Raw genomic sequence first — 18,837 nt, 5'->3', positions numbered from 1 at the left:
GGAAACAGATATTGTTCTGAATTCAGACTCAATATCTGAAATACATCAAGCTACAGTAAAATGCGGTCTTCGTTTTTCTTAACTGTCGCTTCACCAATGCCTTTTACGCTCTTCAAATCTGCTGCCGTTTTAAAAGGGCCATGCTCCTCGCGGTAGTCCACGATACTCTGCGCTTTCTTCTCACCAATACCTTTCAACATGGTCGCTATTTCTTCAGCAGAGGCCGTGTTGATATTTACGGTAATTTCAATTCCTTCATATTTGTCAGTGGCTGAATCCGCAGCCATGCTAAAAGGCGCAAAAACAAATAAGCACAATGTCAAAATCCATTTCATATTGAACATACAATCTCCAAAATAGTAGGCTAAAACCAGTCACCAGTAGCAAGTCACTATCCAGTTAACAAACCTAGATGACCCGATATTCGCAATGACTGGTATCACTTAAACGCGCACTAATTTAAGTAATGCTTATTGATGATTGAAGTTAATAAAGAAAAAAATAAAACGGACCGCTTATGCGGTCCGTTTTAGTTAACATGCAAATTACACTAATTGTGCTTAGTTGCTCACAATAAAGTACTCAATGTCAGTGTTTGCGCGCAGTACTGCTAACACAGATGATAGGTCTTGCTGAGAAGATGCACGCTGCATTTGCATCGCAACTTGCTCTTCTAACTCACTATCTAGCTCAGCATTTACAGCATCAAGCTCGATGATAACAATGTTACCTTCAAGATCTTTAGACTGACCATATACTGGCTTACCATCGACTGGTTTTGCCATCGCGAATACCGTTGTTGCCAACGGAGAACGGCGATCTACTGTCTCTTGTTCACCAAATGCAAGGTTGTTTTCAGTAAGCACATCTGTCTTACCTTCTTTCAATGCAGCAACAACCTGTGTACCAAGTTCCATCGCATCTTGCTCACCCTTAACGCGAGAAAGCTCTGCAATAACCTGATCTTTCACTTCTTCTAGTGGAAGAACCGTCTCATCACGTGCATCTTCAACACGAACAACAATAATATGCTCAGGTGCAACTTCGATAGCTTCAGAGTTTAAGCCATCTTCTTTTACTTCTGGGCTAAGGATAGCTTGCATTACCGCAGGGTTACGAAGCACTTCAGGTGCGTCAACTTGAGAAATAAAGTCCGTTGTCTTCACTTCTTGGTTAACCGCTTGAGAAGCGTCATACAATGAGTCTGGGTATTCAAACGCTACGCGCTCAAGCTCACTTTGTAGCTCGTAGAATTGATCAACCGCTTGTTGGTCAACCATTTCTTGTTTGATTTCAGCGGCTACTTCTTCAAATGGCTTCGCCACAGAGTCTTTTAACTCTTCAAGCTTGATAATATGGTAACCAAAGTCCGACTTTACTAGACCTGACGTATCGCCTGGATTCTTCAACGCGAATGCCGCTTCTTCAAAAGCAGGGTCCATCACATCACGCTCAATCCAACCTAAGTCACCGCCGTTTTCAGCACTGCCAAAATCGTCAGATTTCTCTTGAGCAAGCGTCGCAAAATCTGCTCCCGCATTTAGCTCATCTAAGATAGCCTGCGCTTTTGCTTCATCGTCCCCTTCTACAAGAATATGAGCGACACGGCGCTGCTCTTCTGAAGAGTATTTGTTTAAGTGCTCATCGTAGTACTTTTTCACCTCAGCATCAGAAACATTAACTTGTTCCTTTAGCGCTTCAGCAGACAGTTCGATATAAGCGACTTTAACCTGCTCTGGGCGAGTAAAGTTGTCAGGGTTTGCTTTGTAGTACTGTTGAATTTCTTCGTCAGTCAATTCAATGTTTTTCGCAAACTCTGCTAAGTCGATTTTAATCGTGCGAATATCACGAGTTTGAGTGAACAGCTTACCTTCTGCCTGTACTTCACCTGGCAGAATAAATTCACTGTTTTGTAGTGCATTCAGCAGTTGTTCACGAACCAATTCACGACGCATGTACTCAGCAAAAGAATCTGGCGAAAAGCCTGCACGACGCAGAGAAGCTTGATAGATCTCTTGATCGAACTGACCATTAGATTGGAATTGAGGCATGTCTAGAATCATGCTGCGAACTTGGGTGTCGCTGATTCGCAGACCTAAAGCTTCTGCTTGTTGGTCAAGCAACACGTCATTGATCATTCGATCTAAAACGGATTTGCGGAAAGATTCAACATATGCAGGGTCAGCCAGCATTTGAGAGAAGTAGTCACCCAACTGAGCTTGCATACGGTTACGCTCATTTTGGTATGCCATCTCGAACTCACCACGAGGAATCTCAGTGTTACCGACTTTCGCTGCAGAGTTGTTGTTACCACTAACGATGTAGCTACCCACACCTGCAAAAACGAAAGACAGGATGATAAGCCCAAGGATAATTTTGACCGCGATGCTATTCACGCCTTCGCGTAGTCGATCCATCATAATTTAACTGCTCTCCACAATTGAAGCCTACTGCTTCTATCTAATAGAAATAATGGCGCAATAATATCAGAAAAAGAAATGCGCATCAGTATGATGCGCATAATTTAAGAAAGTTCGGCTCGAAGTTTGTAAATTTTTGTTCGAAACTTATTGTTTGAGCAAAAGTTAAGCAAATGGCCGGTTACAGAATTAACGCTGTGATTAGTTACAAGCGTCTTTCAGTGCTTTACCAGCTTTAAAAGCTGGTACTTTTGCTTCTGCGATTTGGATTTCTTCACCAGTTTTTGGGTTACGACCAGTACGTGCAGCACGAGTACGAACGCTGAATGTACCAAAGCCAACTAGAGCAACTTGATCACCAGACTGAAGAGTGCCGCTTACTGCTTCGATGAATGCATCTAGAGCACGACCCGCTGACGCTTTAGAAATGTCTGCATTTTCTGCGATTTGTTCTACTAACTGAGTTTTATTCACTGTAATTTCCCCTTTGTGTCATCTGTGATTATTTTTGTGATGACTTTCGTTCCATTGTTAAGAAAATATGCTCCATCCCTTATTCGTCAAGGGCTGGCAGCTATCGAAACTAACTTAGCGCCCAAAAAAAACGCTGACAAGCCTTTTTAGACTTATCAGCGTAAACTTTTACTTATTTTTGCTGCACATCACTATTTTTGAGACTCAAACTCAACGCCCGTCGGGTCTCGCTCTAGTGCGACTTTCAGTACTTCATCAATCCACTGTACAGGGATGACTTCCAGATCAGCGATAACATTATCAGGAATCTCTTCCAAATCACGCTCGTTGTCTTTTGGAATTAGCACAGTCTTAATGCCGCCACGGTGTGCCGCAAGTAACTTCTCTTTTAGGCCACCGATAGGTAGGACTTCACCACGCAGTGTGATCTCACCCGTCATCGCTACCTCTGCTTTCACAGGGTTACCTGTCAGAGCAGAAACCAAGGCAGTACACATTGCAGTACCCGCACTTGGGCCATCTTTTGGCGTCGCGCCTTCCGGTACGTGCACGTGAATATCTTTCTTCTCGTAGAAGTCAGTATTGATACCCAGTTTTTCTGCACGAGAGCGAACTACTGTCATTGCGGCTTGGATAGACTCTTGCATCACGTCACCAAGAGAACCCGTTTGCGTCAGTTTACCTTTACCTGGCATGGATTGAGTTTCAATCGTTAGCAGATCGCCACCCACTTCTGTCCAAGCTAGACCTGTCACTTGACCAATTCGGTTACTTTCATCCGCTTTACCGTAATCGAAACGTTGAACACCCAAGTACTCTTTTAGGTTGTCCATCGTTACCGTTACTGACTTGATGTCTTTATCCAGCAAGATGTTCTTCACGGCTTTACGGCAGATCTTAGAGATCTCACGTTCTAAGTTACGGACACCCGCTTCACGAGTGTAATAACGGATGATGCCAATAATCGCAGAGTCTTCAATGATGATCTCATCTGGTTTTAGACCATTGCGCTTCACTTGCTTATCAACAAGGTGACGTTTTGCAATGTTCAGCTTCTCGTCTTCGGTGTAACCAGATAAACGAATAACTTCCATACGGTCTAACAATGGACCTGGAATGTTCATCGAGTTCGAGGTTGCAACGAACATAACGTCAGAAAGGTCGTAATCCACTTCTAAGTAGTGATCGTTGAACGAGTTATTCTGTTCAGGATCAAGTACTTCTAGTAGCGCTGATGCCGGATCGCCACGCATATCTGAAGACATTTTGTCGATTTCGTCCAATAAGAACAATGGGTTCTTCACGCCAACTTTCGACATCTTCTGGATTAATTTACCTGGCAATGAGCCAATGTAAGTACGACGGTGACCGCGGATTTCTGCTTCATCACGTACACCACCCAGCGCCATACGAACGTACTTACGACCTGTAGCAGAAGCAATTGAACGACCAAGAGACGTTTTACCCACACCTGGAGGACCAACAAGACAAAGGATTGGACCTTTTAACTTATTGATTCGGTTTTGAACCGCCAAGTATTCAAGAATACGCTCTTTTACGCGCTCTAGACCGTAGTGGTCTTCATTAAGAATCTCTTCTGCTTTCGCTAAATTTTTCTTAACTTTTGAGCGTTTAGCCCAAGGCACGCTGACCATCCAATCGATGTAGCTACGAACCACTGTTGCTTCGGCAGACATCGGAGACATCATCTTAAGCTTTTGAAGCTCTTGCTCAGTCTTTTCACGTGCCTCTTGAGGCATTTTTGATTCGTCAATCTTCTTCTGCAGCGTTTCGAACTCGTCTGGTGCGTCTTCCATCTCACCAAGTTCTTTCTGAATCGCTTTCATTTGCTCATTCAGATAGTACTCACGCTGAGATTTTTCCATTTGCTTTTTAACGCGACCACGAATGCGTTTTTCAACTTGCAGCAAATCGATCTCTGATTCCATCTGGCCCATTAGGAATTCCAGACGCTCAGTGACATCAACAATTTCAAGTACTTGCTGCTTATCCACCAGCTTCAACGGCATATGAGCTGCGATAGTATCCGCTAAGCGAGCCGCTTCGTCGATACCGTTGAGTGAGGTGAGAACTTCTGGTGGAATCTTCTTGTTTAGCTTAATAAAGCCTTCAAACTGATTAATCGCACTGCGAACAATCACTTCTTGCTCACGCTCATCCAATTCTGGCGTAACCACAAATTCCGCTTCCGCTAGGAAGAAATCGCTCTCTTTAAAGTGATTGATTTTCGCACGTTGCTGGCCTTCAACCAGTACTTTTACTGTGCCATCCGGAAGCTTCAGTAGCTGGAGAATGGTGGCTACCGTACCTACCTCAAATAGGTCGTCAACCGTCGGTTCGTCGGTGTCCGCTTGCTTTTGTGCCACAAGAAGAACTTGTTTGTTGGTTTCCATCGCCGTTTCTAAACAGCTAATCGATTTCTCACGACCAACAAACAATGGAATAACCATGTGCGGGTAGACCACTACGTCACGTAGAGGTAGTACCGGGATCTCGATACGCTCGGAACGTTCCAAGTTCATATAATTCTCTCTTCCGCTTTCACGTTTACGTATTACTTATCGATTTATATGGGGGCTAATTGTTTGGATTCAATAAGAGAAATAAAAAAAGGAGGTAATTACTTACCTCCTTTTTCATTACGGCTGAATTTATTCTGCTCCAGCGGCCTGATTGTCTGAGTTGCTATAAATAAGCAATGGCTCTGACTCACCATTAATGACGGACTCATCAATCACGACCTTACTTACGTCTGTCGCAGATGGCAGTTCGTACATGGTTTCCAGTAATACGCCTTCAAGGATCGAGCGTAAACCACGAGCACCTGTTTTACGCTCCATTGCTTTCTTAGCGATAGCGCGCAGCGCATCTTCTCGGAACTCAAGTTCAGCGTTTTCAAGCTCAAACAATGCTGCGTATTGCTTGGTTAATGCGTTCTTCGGTTCACATAGGATCTGAATCAACGCTTCTTCATCAAGCTCAGTCAGTGTTGTTGTCACAGGAAGACGACCAATGAATTCTGGAATGAGTCCGTACTTCACTAGATCCTCAGGCTCAACCTGAGTAAATAACTCCCCCACGGTCTTCGATTCGTTTTTAGAACGAACTTCAGCACCGAAGCCAATACCTGTACCTGTTGCAACACGCTGCTCAATCACCTTATCTAGGCCAGCAAATGCACCACCACAGATGAACAGGATCTTCGACGTGTCCACTTGTAGGAATTCTTGCTGAGGGTGCTTACGACCACCTTGAGGTGGAACCGATGCAACCGTACCTTCGATAAGTTTTAGTAGCGCCTGCTGAACACCTTCACCAGATACGTCACGCGTAATAGATGGGTTTTCAGCTTTGCGTGAAATTTTATCAATTTCATCAATGTAAACGATGCCGCGTTCAGCTTTAGCTACATCGTAATCACATTTTTGCAGAAGCTTTTGGATGATGTTTTCAACGTCTTCACCCACATAACCAGCCTCGGTTAGTGTGGTTGCGTCTGCCATTGTAAATGGCACATCCAAGAATCGAGCTAATGTCTCAGCAAGTAGTGTTTTACCGCTACCTGTTGGGCCAATTAGAAGGATGTTACTTTTACCAAGCTCCACACCTTCACTCGTTGTATCACCATTGCGTAAACGCTTGTAGTGGTTATATACCGCAACTGCGAGCACTTTTTTCGCGTAATCTTGCCCGATCACATAGTCATCAAGGTGTTCACGGATCTGTTTTGGCGTTGGTAACGCTTCAGATTCTTTCTTAGGGAGAACATCCTTGATTTCTTCGCGAATAATATCGTTACATAAGTCGACACACTCGTCGCAAATGTACACTGACGGACCTGCGATTAGCTTGCGAACTTCGTGCTGACTTTTGCCGCAGAAAGAACAGTACAGCAATTTACCGCTGCCACTTTCTTTGCTTTTATCTGTCATTCGCTAACCTCTTAGCCTTTACTCTTCATGAATGAGTGTATATCAATTTTTGCCAAAATGCGCTGGCTAATTACTCGCCGCGGTGGCTTAACACTGCATCCACGATACCGTATTCCACAGCCTGCTCTGATGACATGAAGTTATCACGATCAGTATCGCGCTCAATGACTTCAAGAGGTTGGCCAGTATGTTCTGCTAACAACTTGTTTAGCTTCTGCTTAATGGTCAGAATTTCCTGAGCATGGATTTGGATATCAGAAGCTTGACCCTGGAAACCACCCAATGGTTGGTGGATCATTACACGAGAGTTAGGCAGTACGTAACGCTTACCTGGCGCACCACCCGCTAACAGGAAGGCACCCATTGAACATGCTTGACCCATACATACAGTGCTCACATTTGGCTTAATAAACTGCATGGTATCGTAGATAGACATACCAGCTGTTACGCTACCGCCTGGCGAGTTGATGTATAGGAAAATATCTTTATCTGGATTTTCAGATTCTAGGAAAAGTAGCTGAGCCACGACAAGGTTTGCCATGTGGTCTTCCACTTGACCCGTTAAAAAAATCACGCGCTCTTTCAGCAGACGTGAGTAGATGTCGTAAGAGCGTTCGCCGCGGGAAGTTTGTTCAACCACCATTGGTACTAGCGCGTCCATAATTGGCGACATTGCATTTTTTTCTTGGTAGCTCATATTCTTATGTCCCTAAAATAAATGGCCCGGATGATGACTATCATACGGACCATTGTTAGCAGAATAGTTAACGTTAAGTCAACCTTCTACGCAAGATATTGCTTATTAAGCAGCAGGTTGTTGTTGGTTAAGTAGCTCGTTGAAGCCTACTTCTTTCTCAGAAACCTGTGCTTTAGCGATGATCGCGTCGATTGCTTGCTCTTCTAGAGCTACATTGCGCATGTTGTTCATCATTTCTTCGTTTTGCTCGTAGTAAGCAATAACTTCTGATGGATCTTCGTATGCAGTAGCCATTTCTTCAATTAGAGCTTTAACTTTCTCGTCGTCCGCTTTTAGCTCTTCAGACTTGATTACTTCACCTAGTAGAAGACCAACTACTACGCGACGTTTAGCTTGCTCTTCGAACAGCTCACGTGGAAGCTGAGCAGCAGCTTCTGGGTTACCACCGAAGCGTTGTGCAGCTTGTTGACGTAGAACTTGGATTTCTTGCTCGATAAGCGCTGATGGTACGTTGATGTCGTTTTGCTCAACTAGACCGTCAATCGCTTGCTCTTTGATGCGGTTCTTAACAGCTTGCTTAAGCTCGCGTTCCATGTTTTTACGAACTTCAGCTTTAAGTGCTTCAACACCGCCTTCAACAACACCGAACTTAGCAACGAACTCGTCGTTTAGTTCTGGTAGTTCACGAGCTTCAACTTTGTTCACTTTGATTGCGAACTTAGCTGCTTTACCTTTTAGGTTTTCAGCGTGGTAATCTTCTGGGAAAGTCACGTCGATGTCGAATTCCATACCAGCAGTTTTACCTGCGATACCGTCTTCGAAACCAGGAATCATGCGACCAGCGCCCATTTCTAGTGGGAAGTTTTCAGCTTTACCGCCTTCGAATTCTTCACCGTCGATAGAACCAACGAAGTCAATGCTTACGCGTTTGCCATCTTCTGCTGCTTCTTCAACTTCAACCCAAGTAGCTTGTTGCTTACGTAGAGTATCGATCATCTCTTCTACGTCTGCGTCTTTAACTTCAGTTAGCGGTTTTTCAACAGTGATGTTTTCTAGGCCTTTAAGCTCAACTTCTGGGTAAACTTCAAAAGTTGCAGTGAAAACTAGGTCTGAACCTTCTTTGTTTTCTACAGGAGCGAAAGTTGGAGCGCCAGCTGGGTTGATTTTCTCTTTAACGATAGCTTCGATGAAGTGGCGTTGCATAACTTCACCAAGAACGTCTTGACGTACTGCTTTGCCGTACATCTTAGCAACCATTTTTAGAGGCACTTTACCCTTACGGAAACCATCGAAACGACGGTTTTTAGCGATGTTGCGTAGTTCAGCTGTTACAGCGTCTTCGATGTTTGCAGCTGGAACAGTAATGTTTAGACGGCGCTCTAGGCCCTCTAGCGTTTCAACAGTAACTTGCATTATATATAAACCTCTAAAGTGGCTCGGTTTTCCGAGCGTATGAGCGAAACTCAGCGGAGCTTACGCTTCATCCTTGTGTAGTGTTCTGTCCGAACACCTAATTTAAATCGAGTATCGATACTGTTTGTCAGTACCGGACTAATCAGTGATATCTTCGATAAAATTACCAAAGGTATCTCCTATTAGCCTCAGGACAGAATTTTTAGACGCGACATTCTAGCGATCTGTCGCAACCCTGTCGAGCCAATAGCCACTATGTGGACATTGTCTGCGCTAAATTCTCGAATGCTGACCCATTTTTTCCTCAAAAATGCGATTCAAACAGCGTCTAAGTATCGTCAGCATATCTAGAATGGGGACAATAGCGACTTTTTCAAGAGAATCGACCGGTTTTTTTATCGAAAAGCCTAAAAAGAGATCTTGCTCTTGTTTTACTCCACAGAGTTGAAAACTAAATCCCTAATCCTCCCTACAAACTATTAACATTTTCTTACGTGACCAAAGGAAAGGTTTAAGGAGTGTAAGGATGTCGCAAAAAAACCGGATTCTGCTGACTTTTTTTGCCTTCTATTTCCTTTGCGCAATCATAGGTGGTCATTGGGTTTGGCAGACTAGTTATCAATCATTGCTTGATAAACACCAGTCCCAACTTGAGCAATTTTCTAGTCATATTAAAAACAAACTCGATAAATACGCCCATATCCCTAATCTTCTGGCTAAAGATGACCCTCTCCATCAAGCGTTACTGCATCCAAATAACAGTGCCCAACTGGAACTCACCAATCGGTATTTAGAATCCGTTAATGACGTGATTGAAGCGGCAGATACCTATTTAATCGATCAATGGGGTACAACGATCGCGGCCAGCAACTGGCGTAAAGAGCGATCTTTTATTGGACGAAATTTTGCGTTCCGCCCTTATTTCAAACAAGCAATCGTTGGGGAACGAAGCCAATACTACGCGCTGGGTTCGACTTCGGGTAAGCGTGGCTACTACTATTCTTATCCGATCATATACGCGGGCGGCGTCCTTGGTGTGGTCGTGGTTAAGATGGACTTGAGTAAAATAGAAGACAACTGGCAGCAGCCAAATAGTGTGTTTGTCGCGAGCGATCCGCACGGGATTGTTTTCATGAGTAGCCGAAGTGATTGGCTACTCAAAAGCTTACAACCGCTGACTGAGAATGAAAAAAAGCAAGTTTGGGCAAGCCGACAATATCTTGATGAGCCAATTGAAACCCTAGGACTGGTGGGCAATGTGGAGGAAACGCATTCTGAGCTAAAACAAGGTTACCCATATAACAAAGGGACCTTGGTGGTCTCTTCGTTGCCCCTACCAGAGCTCAAGCTGACCATCCGTGTACTATCTCCTAAGCAGTCTATCGTCTGGCTCACAATGGGTTACATTTTTGTACTTACTCTTGCATTCACCGTGTTGTTTTTAATTGGCCAGCTCATCTATCACCGTCAACAACGCCACTTACAACTTGAGAGAATTCAGCAAGAGGCCAATCAAAAACTTGAATATCAAGTCATGGCTCGCACCGCAGAATTGCAAGCAGAAATCGCCCAGAGAATTGAAACCGAACAAACACTTCGCCTAACGCAAGACGAACTCGTTCAAGCTGCGAAACTAGCAGTATTGGGGCAAATGTCAGCCAGTATCAGTCATGAACTGAATAATCCACTTGCGGCCATTCGCAGCTTTGCTGAAAACGGCAAGCTGTTCCTCCAAAAAGAAAAATATGAGCGAGTGGAAGATAATCTAACTCGCATCTCAGCCCTCACTGATCGTATGGCAAACATCAGTCAGCAGCTTCGTTCTTTCGCTAAAAAAACCAGTGGAAACGAGCTGGCTCAATCTCGTTTGTTTCCAGTAATTGCCTCAGTCAAGGAGCTGATGAAACCCGCACTTAAATCTGCACGTGTCACGCTAGAAACGCAGGTACCAGAGCATGATGTTGAAGTTCAGATCAATATCATTCAACTTGAACAAGTGTTGGTTAATTTGCTGACCAATGCGATAGAGGCTCTCAAAGAGCAACAAGACAAACAAGTACAGTTATCCGTAGAGCAAGACGAACATGCCGGTTTGGTTTGGATTCATGTAGATGACAATGGTCCAGGGCTTGGAGATTTCTCACTTTCGGACTTATGTGAGCCTTTCCTAACTACCAAACAAAATGGGTTAGGTTTAGGGCTCTCCATCTCGCAACAAATCTTAGCCAGTATGAACGGAAGATTATGTGCCCAAAATCGAGAACAAGGCGGAGCTCGATTTTCATTGTGTTTACCTATCGCTCCTAACAACACAGAACAATCAAAAGGATGAGATCATGTGTCAGGTGTTTTTTATTGATGATGAAGCCGATCTTAGACTGGCAATAGAACAAACGTTTGAATTGGCAGATATCGATGCCACATTCTTTCCAGACGCTGAATCTGCCTTACTCGCCATTAAGCAGGGAGCCGAGCCAGGAGTGGTGATTACCGATATTTGCTTACCCGGTATTTCAGGGATGGATTTACTGAATACCCTTGTGCGAAAAGACACCCATCTTCCCGTGATTATGATTACTGGTCATGGCGATATCTCAATGGCGGTTAATGCGTTACACCAAGGAGCGTATGATTTTATCGAAAAGCCATTCCCACCTGAGCACCTAGTTGAAACCGTCAAGCGCGCCATTGAGAAGCGCCAATTAACGGTTGAAAACGAGAAGTTACGCCTGTCTCTCAAGGCAAGTAAAACGCTCGGACCTCGTGTTATCGGAGAAACGTCTAGCATTCAAATGTTACGCGAAACCATTGCTCACATCGCCGATACTGATGCAGATATCTTATTGTTTGGCGAAACTGGTACAGGTAAAGAGTTAATCGCCCGTTCTTTGCATGAGCAAAGCTCTCGACGGAACCAAAACTTTGTCGCAGTAAATTGTGGTGCAGTACCAGAGAATTTGATTGAGAGCGAACTCTACGGGCATGAAAAAGGCGCATTTACTGGCGCAGAAAGCCGCCGTATCGGTAAATTTGAATTTGCTCAAGGCGGTACACTTTTCTTGGATGAAATCGAGTCAATGCCAATCCAAGCCCAAATCCGTTTACTGAGAGTACTGCAAGAGCGTGTGATTGAGCGTGTCGGCTCGAATGAACTCTTGCCCTTAGATATTCGAGTAATTGCCGCAACCAAAGTCGATTTGAAACGCGCTGCTGAAGAGGGAACCTTTCGCCAAGATCTTTACTATCGACTGAATGTGGTTACCTTAGATCTCCCGCCACTGCGTGAACGGAAAGAAGACATCCCTGCCCTCTTCCATCATTTCCTATTGGTAGCGGCTTCACGTTACGGTAAAAGCTCTCCTAGCTTGTCATCCCACGACCTCGCCCAACTGATGAACCATGACTGGCCAGGCAATGTTCGCGAGCTAAGAAATGCAGCAGAGCGTTTCGTGCTATTGGGTAAATTAATTCAGTTAGGAGAATCGACTCCAGTTGCCAAGCCTTCTTCAAGTCTTGCAGAACAAGTAGCAGAGTTCGAGAGAGCAGCCATTGAAGGCGCATTACTGGAAAATAACGGCAGCATTAAACAGACAATGGCGCAATTGAATGTGCCTCGAAAAACTCTGTATGACAAAATGCAACGCTATCAAATAGATAAAGAGCTCTATAAATAAAACGATTCTCAAGGATTGGTATTATATCCAACTTGAATCATAATTTTTAATAACTGATTCATCATGGTTGTTACGGATATGAACGAGAAAGTGAGAATACCGATCATTACAGATACCGTGATGGTAGACGGGCAATATCAAGAAGAGAGACGTTCAGGCGAGGAGCGGCGCAAGAATAAAAAGAAGTGGCGAAGCTACGAGCGGCGAGTCCACCCAGACCCTCGTAGGCCTAGCTACAAACCCATAGACGAAGAGGTGTGAATCATCACACCTCTTTTGTTTTTCTTCAAATATCTGGTGCCATTACTTAGTAATGATTTCTGGCCCCATCAAGGTCGTTGGTAACCAAGTCGACACCCATGGCACGTACGTTACAATAATGAGGAATAGGAACATCACCGCCACCCATGGCAGTGCGGCTTTTACTACATTCATCATCGACATTTTGGCGACACCTGCAGTAACAAACAAGTTAAGCCCAACAGGTGGTGTTATCATACCTATCTCCATATTCACCACCATCATAATACCTAAGTGAATTGGGTCGATCCCCAGTGCTATCGCAATTGGGAACACCAGTGGTGCAACAATGATCAATAAGCCTGATGGCTCCATAAATTGACCACCAATCAACAGCAATACGTTCACCACAATCAAGAAGGTGATTGGTCCTAAACCAGCTGACATCATTGACTCTGTGATCATTTGCGGGATGCGCTCTTCCGTGAGAACGTGCTTCAAAATTAACGCATTGGCAATAATGAAAAGCAGCATGATGGTGAGTTTACCCGCTTCATACAGCGTGTGTTTGGTGTCTTTATGAACGAAGGTTTGGAAGATTTTAACGAGCGCAGGTTTAGTGTTTTTCTTGTCAGCAAATGGCCCCATGTCTTTGTATACAAAGTTGGCAATAAAGAACGAGTACACAGCAGCAACTGCAGCGGCTTCTGTTGGGGTGAAAATACCGCCATAAATACCACCGAGAATGATCACCACCAGCAACAAGCCCCAGCTTGCATCCTTAGCTGCATCAAACGTCTCTTTCCAACCGACAAATGGTTGTTTTGGCAGGTCCTTAATACGGGCAGCAATATAGATCGCTATCATCAGCATGACGCCCGCTAGCAAACCGGGAATCACACCACCGAGAAACATGCGTCCAACTGATACATCGGTCGCGGCAGCGTAAACTACCATAACGATAGACGGCGGAATCAAAATCCCTAGCGTACCTGCGTTACAAATTACGCCGGCCGCAAACTCTTTTGAGTAGCCGTTTTTGATCATACCTGCGATAACGATACTACCAATAGCAACAACCGTTGCTGGAGATGAACCTGACAGCGCGGCAAACATCATACACGCGACAACCGAAGCCATCGCTAAACCACCACGGAACCAGCCTACAATAGCAATCGCGAAACGAATGATCCGTTTTGCTACACCACCTGTCGACATAAAGCTTGAAGCTAAAATGAAGAATGGAATTGCTAATAGAGTGTAGTGTCCAGCAAATGCATTAAACAACGTTTGAGCAACAGACGCCAAAGACGCATCCGAATGAATCAAAAGGAAAAGAATACTGGAAAGACCCAGAGAAACTGCGATTGGCACGCCGACGAGCATGAAGCCAATCACCATCAAAAATAGAAATAAGATATCCATGGCTTATTGCTCCTTGCTCTTAGAATTGTCTGAGGCCTTTGGAGCCATAAGATCACCAGCATCACTCATCTCTTCTTGAAGCGCCTCTAGCTCTTCTTCCGCTTCATGCCCTGCAATCAGTCGGTCGAGCTTTCCGGTAGCAATTTGCCATGTTGCCTGAGCAAATCTCAGCGTTAGCAACGCCATACCAAGCGGCAAAGCGAAATAAGGAATAAAACGTGGCAGCTTTTCGTAACGCTCTCCCTCGTTTAACCAATCCGCCATAAACTGAAGCATTTCCGGCATTGGAATATCATCCGTTTCATACCACGCTCGGTCTGTGGCGAACGGATACCAGTAGTTCCAAGAGCCAATTAAAAGCAAAATAGAGAAGGCTAAACAGCATATTGCAGCGAATAACGCCAAGGCTTTTCGTTTGCCCTCTGGCACTATGTTGATAATCACATCAACACCAATATGAAAGTGTTTTTTCACACCGTAAGAAGCGCCGACCAACACCATCCATGCGAACATAAAGACGGTGAGCTCAAGCGCCCAAAGAATATTGTCGTTAAAGACATAACGAAAGATGACATTGGCAAAGGTTAACAAGGTCATGGCACCTAAGAAGAAAGCAATCAAAGTCTCTTCAATGGCATCGGTGATTCGTCCAGCCTTGGCAAAAAAAGTCTGTTCCATAATTACATCACGTCGTCTGTAGGGGAAAAGAGCCCCCTCTAATCGAGAGGGCTAAGCGTGCTAGGCGTTATTATTTTTGGTTAGAAGCCAAAGCGGCTTCAATTAGGTCAGAACCAATGTCTTTTTCAAACTTCTTCCATACTGGCTGAAGTGCAGTGACCCATTCTTGGCGCTGTTCTGGCGTTAACGTGCGAACCACACCACCAGCTTCGATGATGTTGTTTTTGTTCGCAAGGTTCACTTTGGTCGACTCAGCATTACGCTGCGCTGTCACCTCTTGGATGATTGTGTTTAGCTGCTCGCGCTGATCGTCTGGTAAGTTTTTCCAGAAGTCGTTTGACGTCACCACTAGGTAATCCAGAATCCCGTGGTTCGTTTCCGTAATGCCATCTTGAACTTCGAAGAACTTTTTGCCGTAGATGTTTGACCAAGTATTTTCTTGACCATCAATAACCTTAGTTTGCAGGCCACCGTACACTTCTTTGAATGACATTTTTTGCGGGTTTGCGCCTAGCTGTTCAAACTGAGCAACGAGAACGTCAGAAGCTTGAACACGGAACTTAAGCCCTTCAGCATCGGCTGGAGAAATGAGCGGCTTGTTGGCTGACATTTGCTTCATGCCATTATGCCAAAACGCAATACCTTGTAGACCTCGTCGTTTCATTGAGTTTTTCAGCTTTTCACCGGCTTCAGAGTTTTGGAAGCGGTCAACAGCGTCGACATCGTCGAATAAGAAAGGCAGATCGAAAAGGCGGTACTTTTTGGTGAATTTCTCAAACTTAGAAAGAGAAGGTGCAGCGAGTTGAACATCACCATTTAGTAGTGCTTCCAACACCTTATCATCATCGTAAAGCGTTGAGTTCGGAAACACCTGCATACAGACTTTACCGTTCATCTCTTCGTTAACGCGCTTTTCAAGTAACGAAGCCGCGATGCCTTTAGGGTGTTTGTCCGCGTTCGTTACATGGCTAAACTTGATGACCGTTTCACCCGGGTCACAATTTGCGGCAGCATTAAAACTGGTAACAGCAAGTGCAGAGACAGATAGTAGAGTTAGAGGCTTAAACATTATTATTCTCCTTGTTGAATCACATCCCATCCCGTCCATGAGTAACTAGGTGTTAGGCGATGGGTACGGATGTTCAACAAGGAGCAATTAATGGACCATGTTAAAATTTATATGTATTTCAATAAATTAACATAGCCCATTAACATGAATCCGAAGTGTAACGAGTGAATTCCACCCAAGAAAAAGATTCAAATGGGTGGGAAATGACCCATTTATGAAGAACAGCTTATCTCCATTTTCTTCCCCCATTCCGGTGGCAATTTCGCGTAATCATCAAACTCGGGTTGCTCATCAAATGGACGCTTTAACAGTTCGGCCAATCGGTGTAATTCACTAAAGTCCCCTTCTTCCGCTTTATCAATGGCCAACTGAGCCAAGTAGTTACGCAAGATGTATTTAGGATTGGCTTGACGCATCTGTTCGCAACGCTGTTCGGCTGAAATCAGGCCCCCTAGTTCATCAACCTCTAGCTCACATCGAGCTAAGTACAGATCAAGCCAAGCTCGCGCAGCTTCTCGGTCGAGAAACAAGTCGATTACTGCTTGAGAAGAATCAGTATCAAGATTTGAAAGCGTTCTAAAGAAGCGAGTGTAATCCGTGTTATTTTGGTGAAGGAGATCAAACATTGCTTCAAATAAACGTCCATCTTCCGCGATCTTGGTTTTTAAACCCAACTTCTCACGCATTAGGCGGCTGAACTGCTGACTCAACCGGACTTCAAATTGGCTCAACGACGCTTCTAAATCTTCTCGCTCAACGAGTGGCGATAGCGCATGCGCGAGTGCTGAGAGGTTCCAAAGCGCAATTCTTGGCTGTTGGTCAAATGCATAACGACCTTGGTAGTCGGAATGATTACAAATATATCCCGGCTCATAATCATCAAGAAAACCAAACGGGCCGTAATCAAACGTTTGACCAAGGATCGACATGTTGTCGGTGTTCATTACCCCATGAGCAAACCCATACGCTTGCCAATATGCGATCATCTCGGCTGTTTTAGTCACGATGGCGTCAAACATCGCGGCATATGGTTTCTCCGCCGATACACAATCAGCAAAGTGCCACTCAATCACCTTATCCGCCAACAGCTTCTGCTCTGCTAACTGGTTGGTGTAAAAGAAATGCTCAAAGTGACCGAATCGAACATGGGTTTCAGCCATTCGAAGTAACAAAGCGCCCGATTCCGTTTTTTCTCGATAAACAGGTGTATCACTGACCATCATACCGAGAGCACGTGTCGTGGGAACCCCAAGGCCCGCCATGGCTTCACTGCACAGGTACTCACGGATAGTCGAGCGTAATACCGCTCGCCCATCCCCCATTCGCGAGTAGGGGGTTAGCCCCGCGCCTTTAAGGTGAATATCAAACCAAGTGCCATCTTGATGCTCAATTTCCGCCAACAGCAATCCACGTCCATCGCCCAAGTCTGGGTTGTAAACGCCAAACTGATGTCCTGCGTATTTCATCGCCAGAGGACGAAACGGTTCGAATTCGCTTTGCCCAGAAAAAACCGCCAATAGCTCATCGCTTTGCTCTGCTGGTAAACCAAACTGCTGCGCAAACTCACCATTCCAAGCTACCCAACGAGTGTTATCCAAGGGTTGCGGCTCGACCAAAGTATAGAAAGCTGACGGTAATTGACTAAAGCGATGGGTGAAACTGACCCGTTGCCAAATGGACATGTGGGGTTCCTTAATAAAAAGAAGTACTGCTGTCAGTATACGTGTGAACGTCACTGTCATTCAGCCATGAAATGGGCATGGGTATTTTGCGTGAATAACGCGAAGGCGGTAGGAAGGTATTAACCCGCTGCATACCACCTCACAAACGGAAGTGGCATGTAAAAGCGATCAAATGATTAAGCGGAAAACTCTTCACCCGTTTTTGGTGGCTCTGATGGTGTATCAAAACGAGCGCGTTCAATGTCCACGACCGTTTTATAGCTCAACGATAACAAAGCCAACTGGTACGCACCGAAAATACCATAAGCAACACCCACAAGACTCAGCATGAAGAGGTTAGTAAAGTGACTAAAGATAAGCTGACTGAGCAATCCCGCGCCCAATGGAATTAAGCCCATCAAAATGAATACTTGTTTGTTGTATGGTCTGCTTTGGTTCCACGAACGACGCAAGCTGCGCGGCTGATGATCCATTGCGGTCGCTGGCAACACGAACGACCAGCGCGCCATCACCCAATAGCCCGGAATGCTTGCAACCGTTGTGATAAACGCCATGGCGACAAAATCAGGTTCACCACTTTCTGCAATATAGAGAAACGACAACACAAAGATTGGGATACCAATGACGAGCATCATCATCAACCCAAATAATATCCACCAGCCAATGAAACGGAATTCTCTGGCTGACAAGCGAAATACATCCAACGCTGAGTGCATGTAATCGCCAACCAAATAAATTCGGTGTACACGCACAGCCGCCATCGCGGCAACAAGTGGGTATAAAATGATTGTGACGAAATAAAATCCCGCGATGTTTCCTTCTTGAGCGTTCGCTTGATCTTGCCCCGTCATTTCAGGATACATAAACACAAAAATTGAGTGCACGATGATCAATGGAATACAAGCAATGACAATTGCGAGTAGGTTCCTTCTGACCATCACTGCTGCTTCTCGGCATATTGCCGAAACAGAAAAGTCCTCGGTTGACATACAACATCCTTAATTTATAAAAATCTGCCCATAGGGTAACCGCTGAATAGAAAAATCGCTTTAAAAATAATGAGAAACACATCTCATAAGATAATGAGAAGTATTAGGAAGTAAAACAGGCAC

General features: G+C 44.7%; 15 protein-coding genes. 3 read left to right on the top strand and 12 right to left on the bottom strand.

Annotation, left to right across the window (positions count from 1 at the left end; all coding sequences use genetic code 11):
• Nucleotides 1-50: 50 nt before the first annotated feature.
• The 7 genes from R2S67_RS17690 to tig form a co-directional block, all read right to left on the bottom strand.
• Complete coding sequence (locus tag R2S67_RS17690; RefSeq protein ID WP_031780151.1) at nt 51-335, bottom strand: ComEA family DNA-binding protein; 285 nt, start codon at nt 333-335, stop codon at nt 51-53.
• 225 nt (nt 336-560) lie between these two features.
• On the bottom strand, nt 561-2,420 hold the full coding sequence (ppiD, locus tag R2S67_RS17685; protein WP_005390530.1) for a peptidylprolyl isomerase: 1,860 nt from the start codon (nt 2,418-2,420) through the stop codon (nt 561-563).
• Between the two features lie 201 nt (nt 2,421-2,621).
• Complete coding sequence (locus R2S67_RS17680) at nt 2,622-2,894, bottom strand: HU family DNA-binding protein (RefSeq protein ID WP_005382341.1); 273 nt, start codon at nt 2,892-2,894, stop codon at nt 2,622-2,624.
• 191 nt (nt 2,895-3,085) lie between these two features.
• Nucleotides 3,086-5,437, bottom strand: a complete 2,352-nt coding sequence (gene lon / locus R2S67_RS17675; RefSeq protein ID WP_005390529.1) for an endopeptidase La — start codon at nt 5,435-5,437, stop codon at nt 3,086-3,088.
• A 129-nt stretch (nt 5,438-5,566) separates the two neighbouring features.
• Complete coding sequence (gene clpX / locus R2S67_RS17670) at nt 5,567-6,847, bottom strand: ATP-dependent protease ATP-binding subunit ClpX (protein WP_005390528.1); 1,281 nt, start codon at nt 6,845-6,847, stop codon at nt 5,567-5,569.
• A gap of 70 nt (nt 6,848-6,917) precedes the next feature.
• On the bottom strand, nt 6,918-7,544 hold the full coding sequence (gene clpP / locus R2S67_RS17665) for an ATP-dependent Clp endopeptidase proteolytic subunit ClpP (protein ID WP_005382347.1): 627 nt from the start codon (nt 7,542-7,544) through the stop codon (nt 6,918-6,920).
• 105 nt (nt 7,545-7,649) lie between these two features.
• Nucleotides 7,650-8,957 (bottom strand): trigger factor, encoded by a 1,308-nt coding sequence (gene tig, locus R2S67_RS17660; protein WP_005390526.1) that lies wholly within the window; start codon nt 8,955-8,957, stop codon nt 7,650-7,652.
• Nucleotides 8,958-9,483: 526 nt separating this feature from the next.
• Here tig and R2S67_RS17655 point away from each other — a divergent pair.
• The 3 genes from R2S67_RS17655 to R2S67_RS17645 all read left to right on the top strand — a co-directional run bounded on the left by R2S67_RS17655 (nt 9,484) and on the right by R2S67_RS17645 (nt 12,892).
• Nucleotides 9,484-11,289 carry an ATP-binding protein gene (locus tag R2S67_RS17655; protein ID WP_317346048.1) on the top strand — a complete coding sequence of 602 codons (1,806 nt, stop codon included), beginning with the start codon at nt 9,484-9,486 and terminating at the stop codon, nt 11,287-11,289.
• Nucleotides 11,290-11,293: 4 nt separating this feature from the next.
• Nucleotides 11,294-12,631: a sigma-54-dependent transcriptional regulator gene (locus tag R2S67_RS17650; RefSeq protein WP_005390512.1), complete on the top strand. Its 1,338-nt coding sequence runs from the start codon at nt 11,294-11,296 to the stop codon at nt 12,629-12,631.
• A gap of 78 nt (nt 12,632-12,709) precedes the next feature.
• Nucleotides 12,710-12,892: a hypothetical protein gene (locus tag R2S67_RS17645; protein WP_041853050.1), complete on the top strand. Its 183-nt coding sequence runs from the start codon at nt 12,710-12,712 to the stop codon at nt 12,890-12,892.
• 42 nt (nt 12,893-12,934) lie between these two features.
• On the opposite strand, the gene R2S67_RS17640 is transcribed toward R2S67_RS17645, so the two are convergent.
• The 5 genes from R2S67_RS17640 to R2S67_RS17620 form a co-directional block, all read right to left on the bottom strand.
• Nucleotides 12,935-14,296, bottom strand: a complete 1,362-nt coding sequence (locus R2S67_RS17640; protein WP_317346046.1) for a TRAP transporter large permease — start codon at nt 14,294-14,296, stop codon at nt 12,935-12,937.
• 3 nt (nt 14,297-14,299) lie between these two features.
• Nucleotides 14,300-14,974: a TRAP transporter small permease gene (locus R2S67_RS17635; RefSeq protein WP_005390505.1), complete on the bottom strand. Its 675-nt coding sequence runs from the start codon at nt 14,972-14,974 to the stop codon at nt 14,300-14,302.
• Nucleotides 14,975-15,044: 70 nt separating this feature from the next.
• The gene (locus R2S67_RS17630; RefSeq protein ID WP_005390503.1) at nt 15,045-16,043 is read right to left on the bottom strand and encodes a TRAP transporter substrate-binding protein; all 999 of its coding nucleotides are present in this window, start codon (nt 16,041-16,043) and stop codon (nt 15,045-15,047) included.
• A gap of 212 nt (nt 16,044-16,255) precedes the next feature.
• The gene (locus R2S67_RS17625) at nt 16,256-17,725 is read right to left on the bottom strand and encodes a protein adenylyltransferase SelO (protein WP_317346045.1); all 1,470 of its coding nucleotides are present in this window, start codon (nt 17,723-17,725) and stop codon (nt 16,256-16,258) included.
• Between the two features lie 176 nt (nt 17,726-17,901).
• Nucleotides 17,902-18,714 (bottom strand): hypothetical protein, encoded by an 813-nt coding sequence (locus R2S67_RS17620; protein ID WP_005390499.1) that lies wholly within the window; start codon nt 18,712-18,714, stop codon nt 17,902-17,904.
• Between the last annotated feature and the right edge of the window lie 123 nt (nt 18,715-18,837).

This window comes from Vibrio sp. T13N (assembly GCF_032970445.1).
Taxonomy (GTDB): Bacteria; Pseudomonadota; Gammaproteobacteria; order Enterobacterales; family Vibrionaceae; genus Vibrio; species Vibrio diabolicus.
This window is presented reverse-complemented; position numbering and strand designations above follow the sequence as displayed.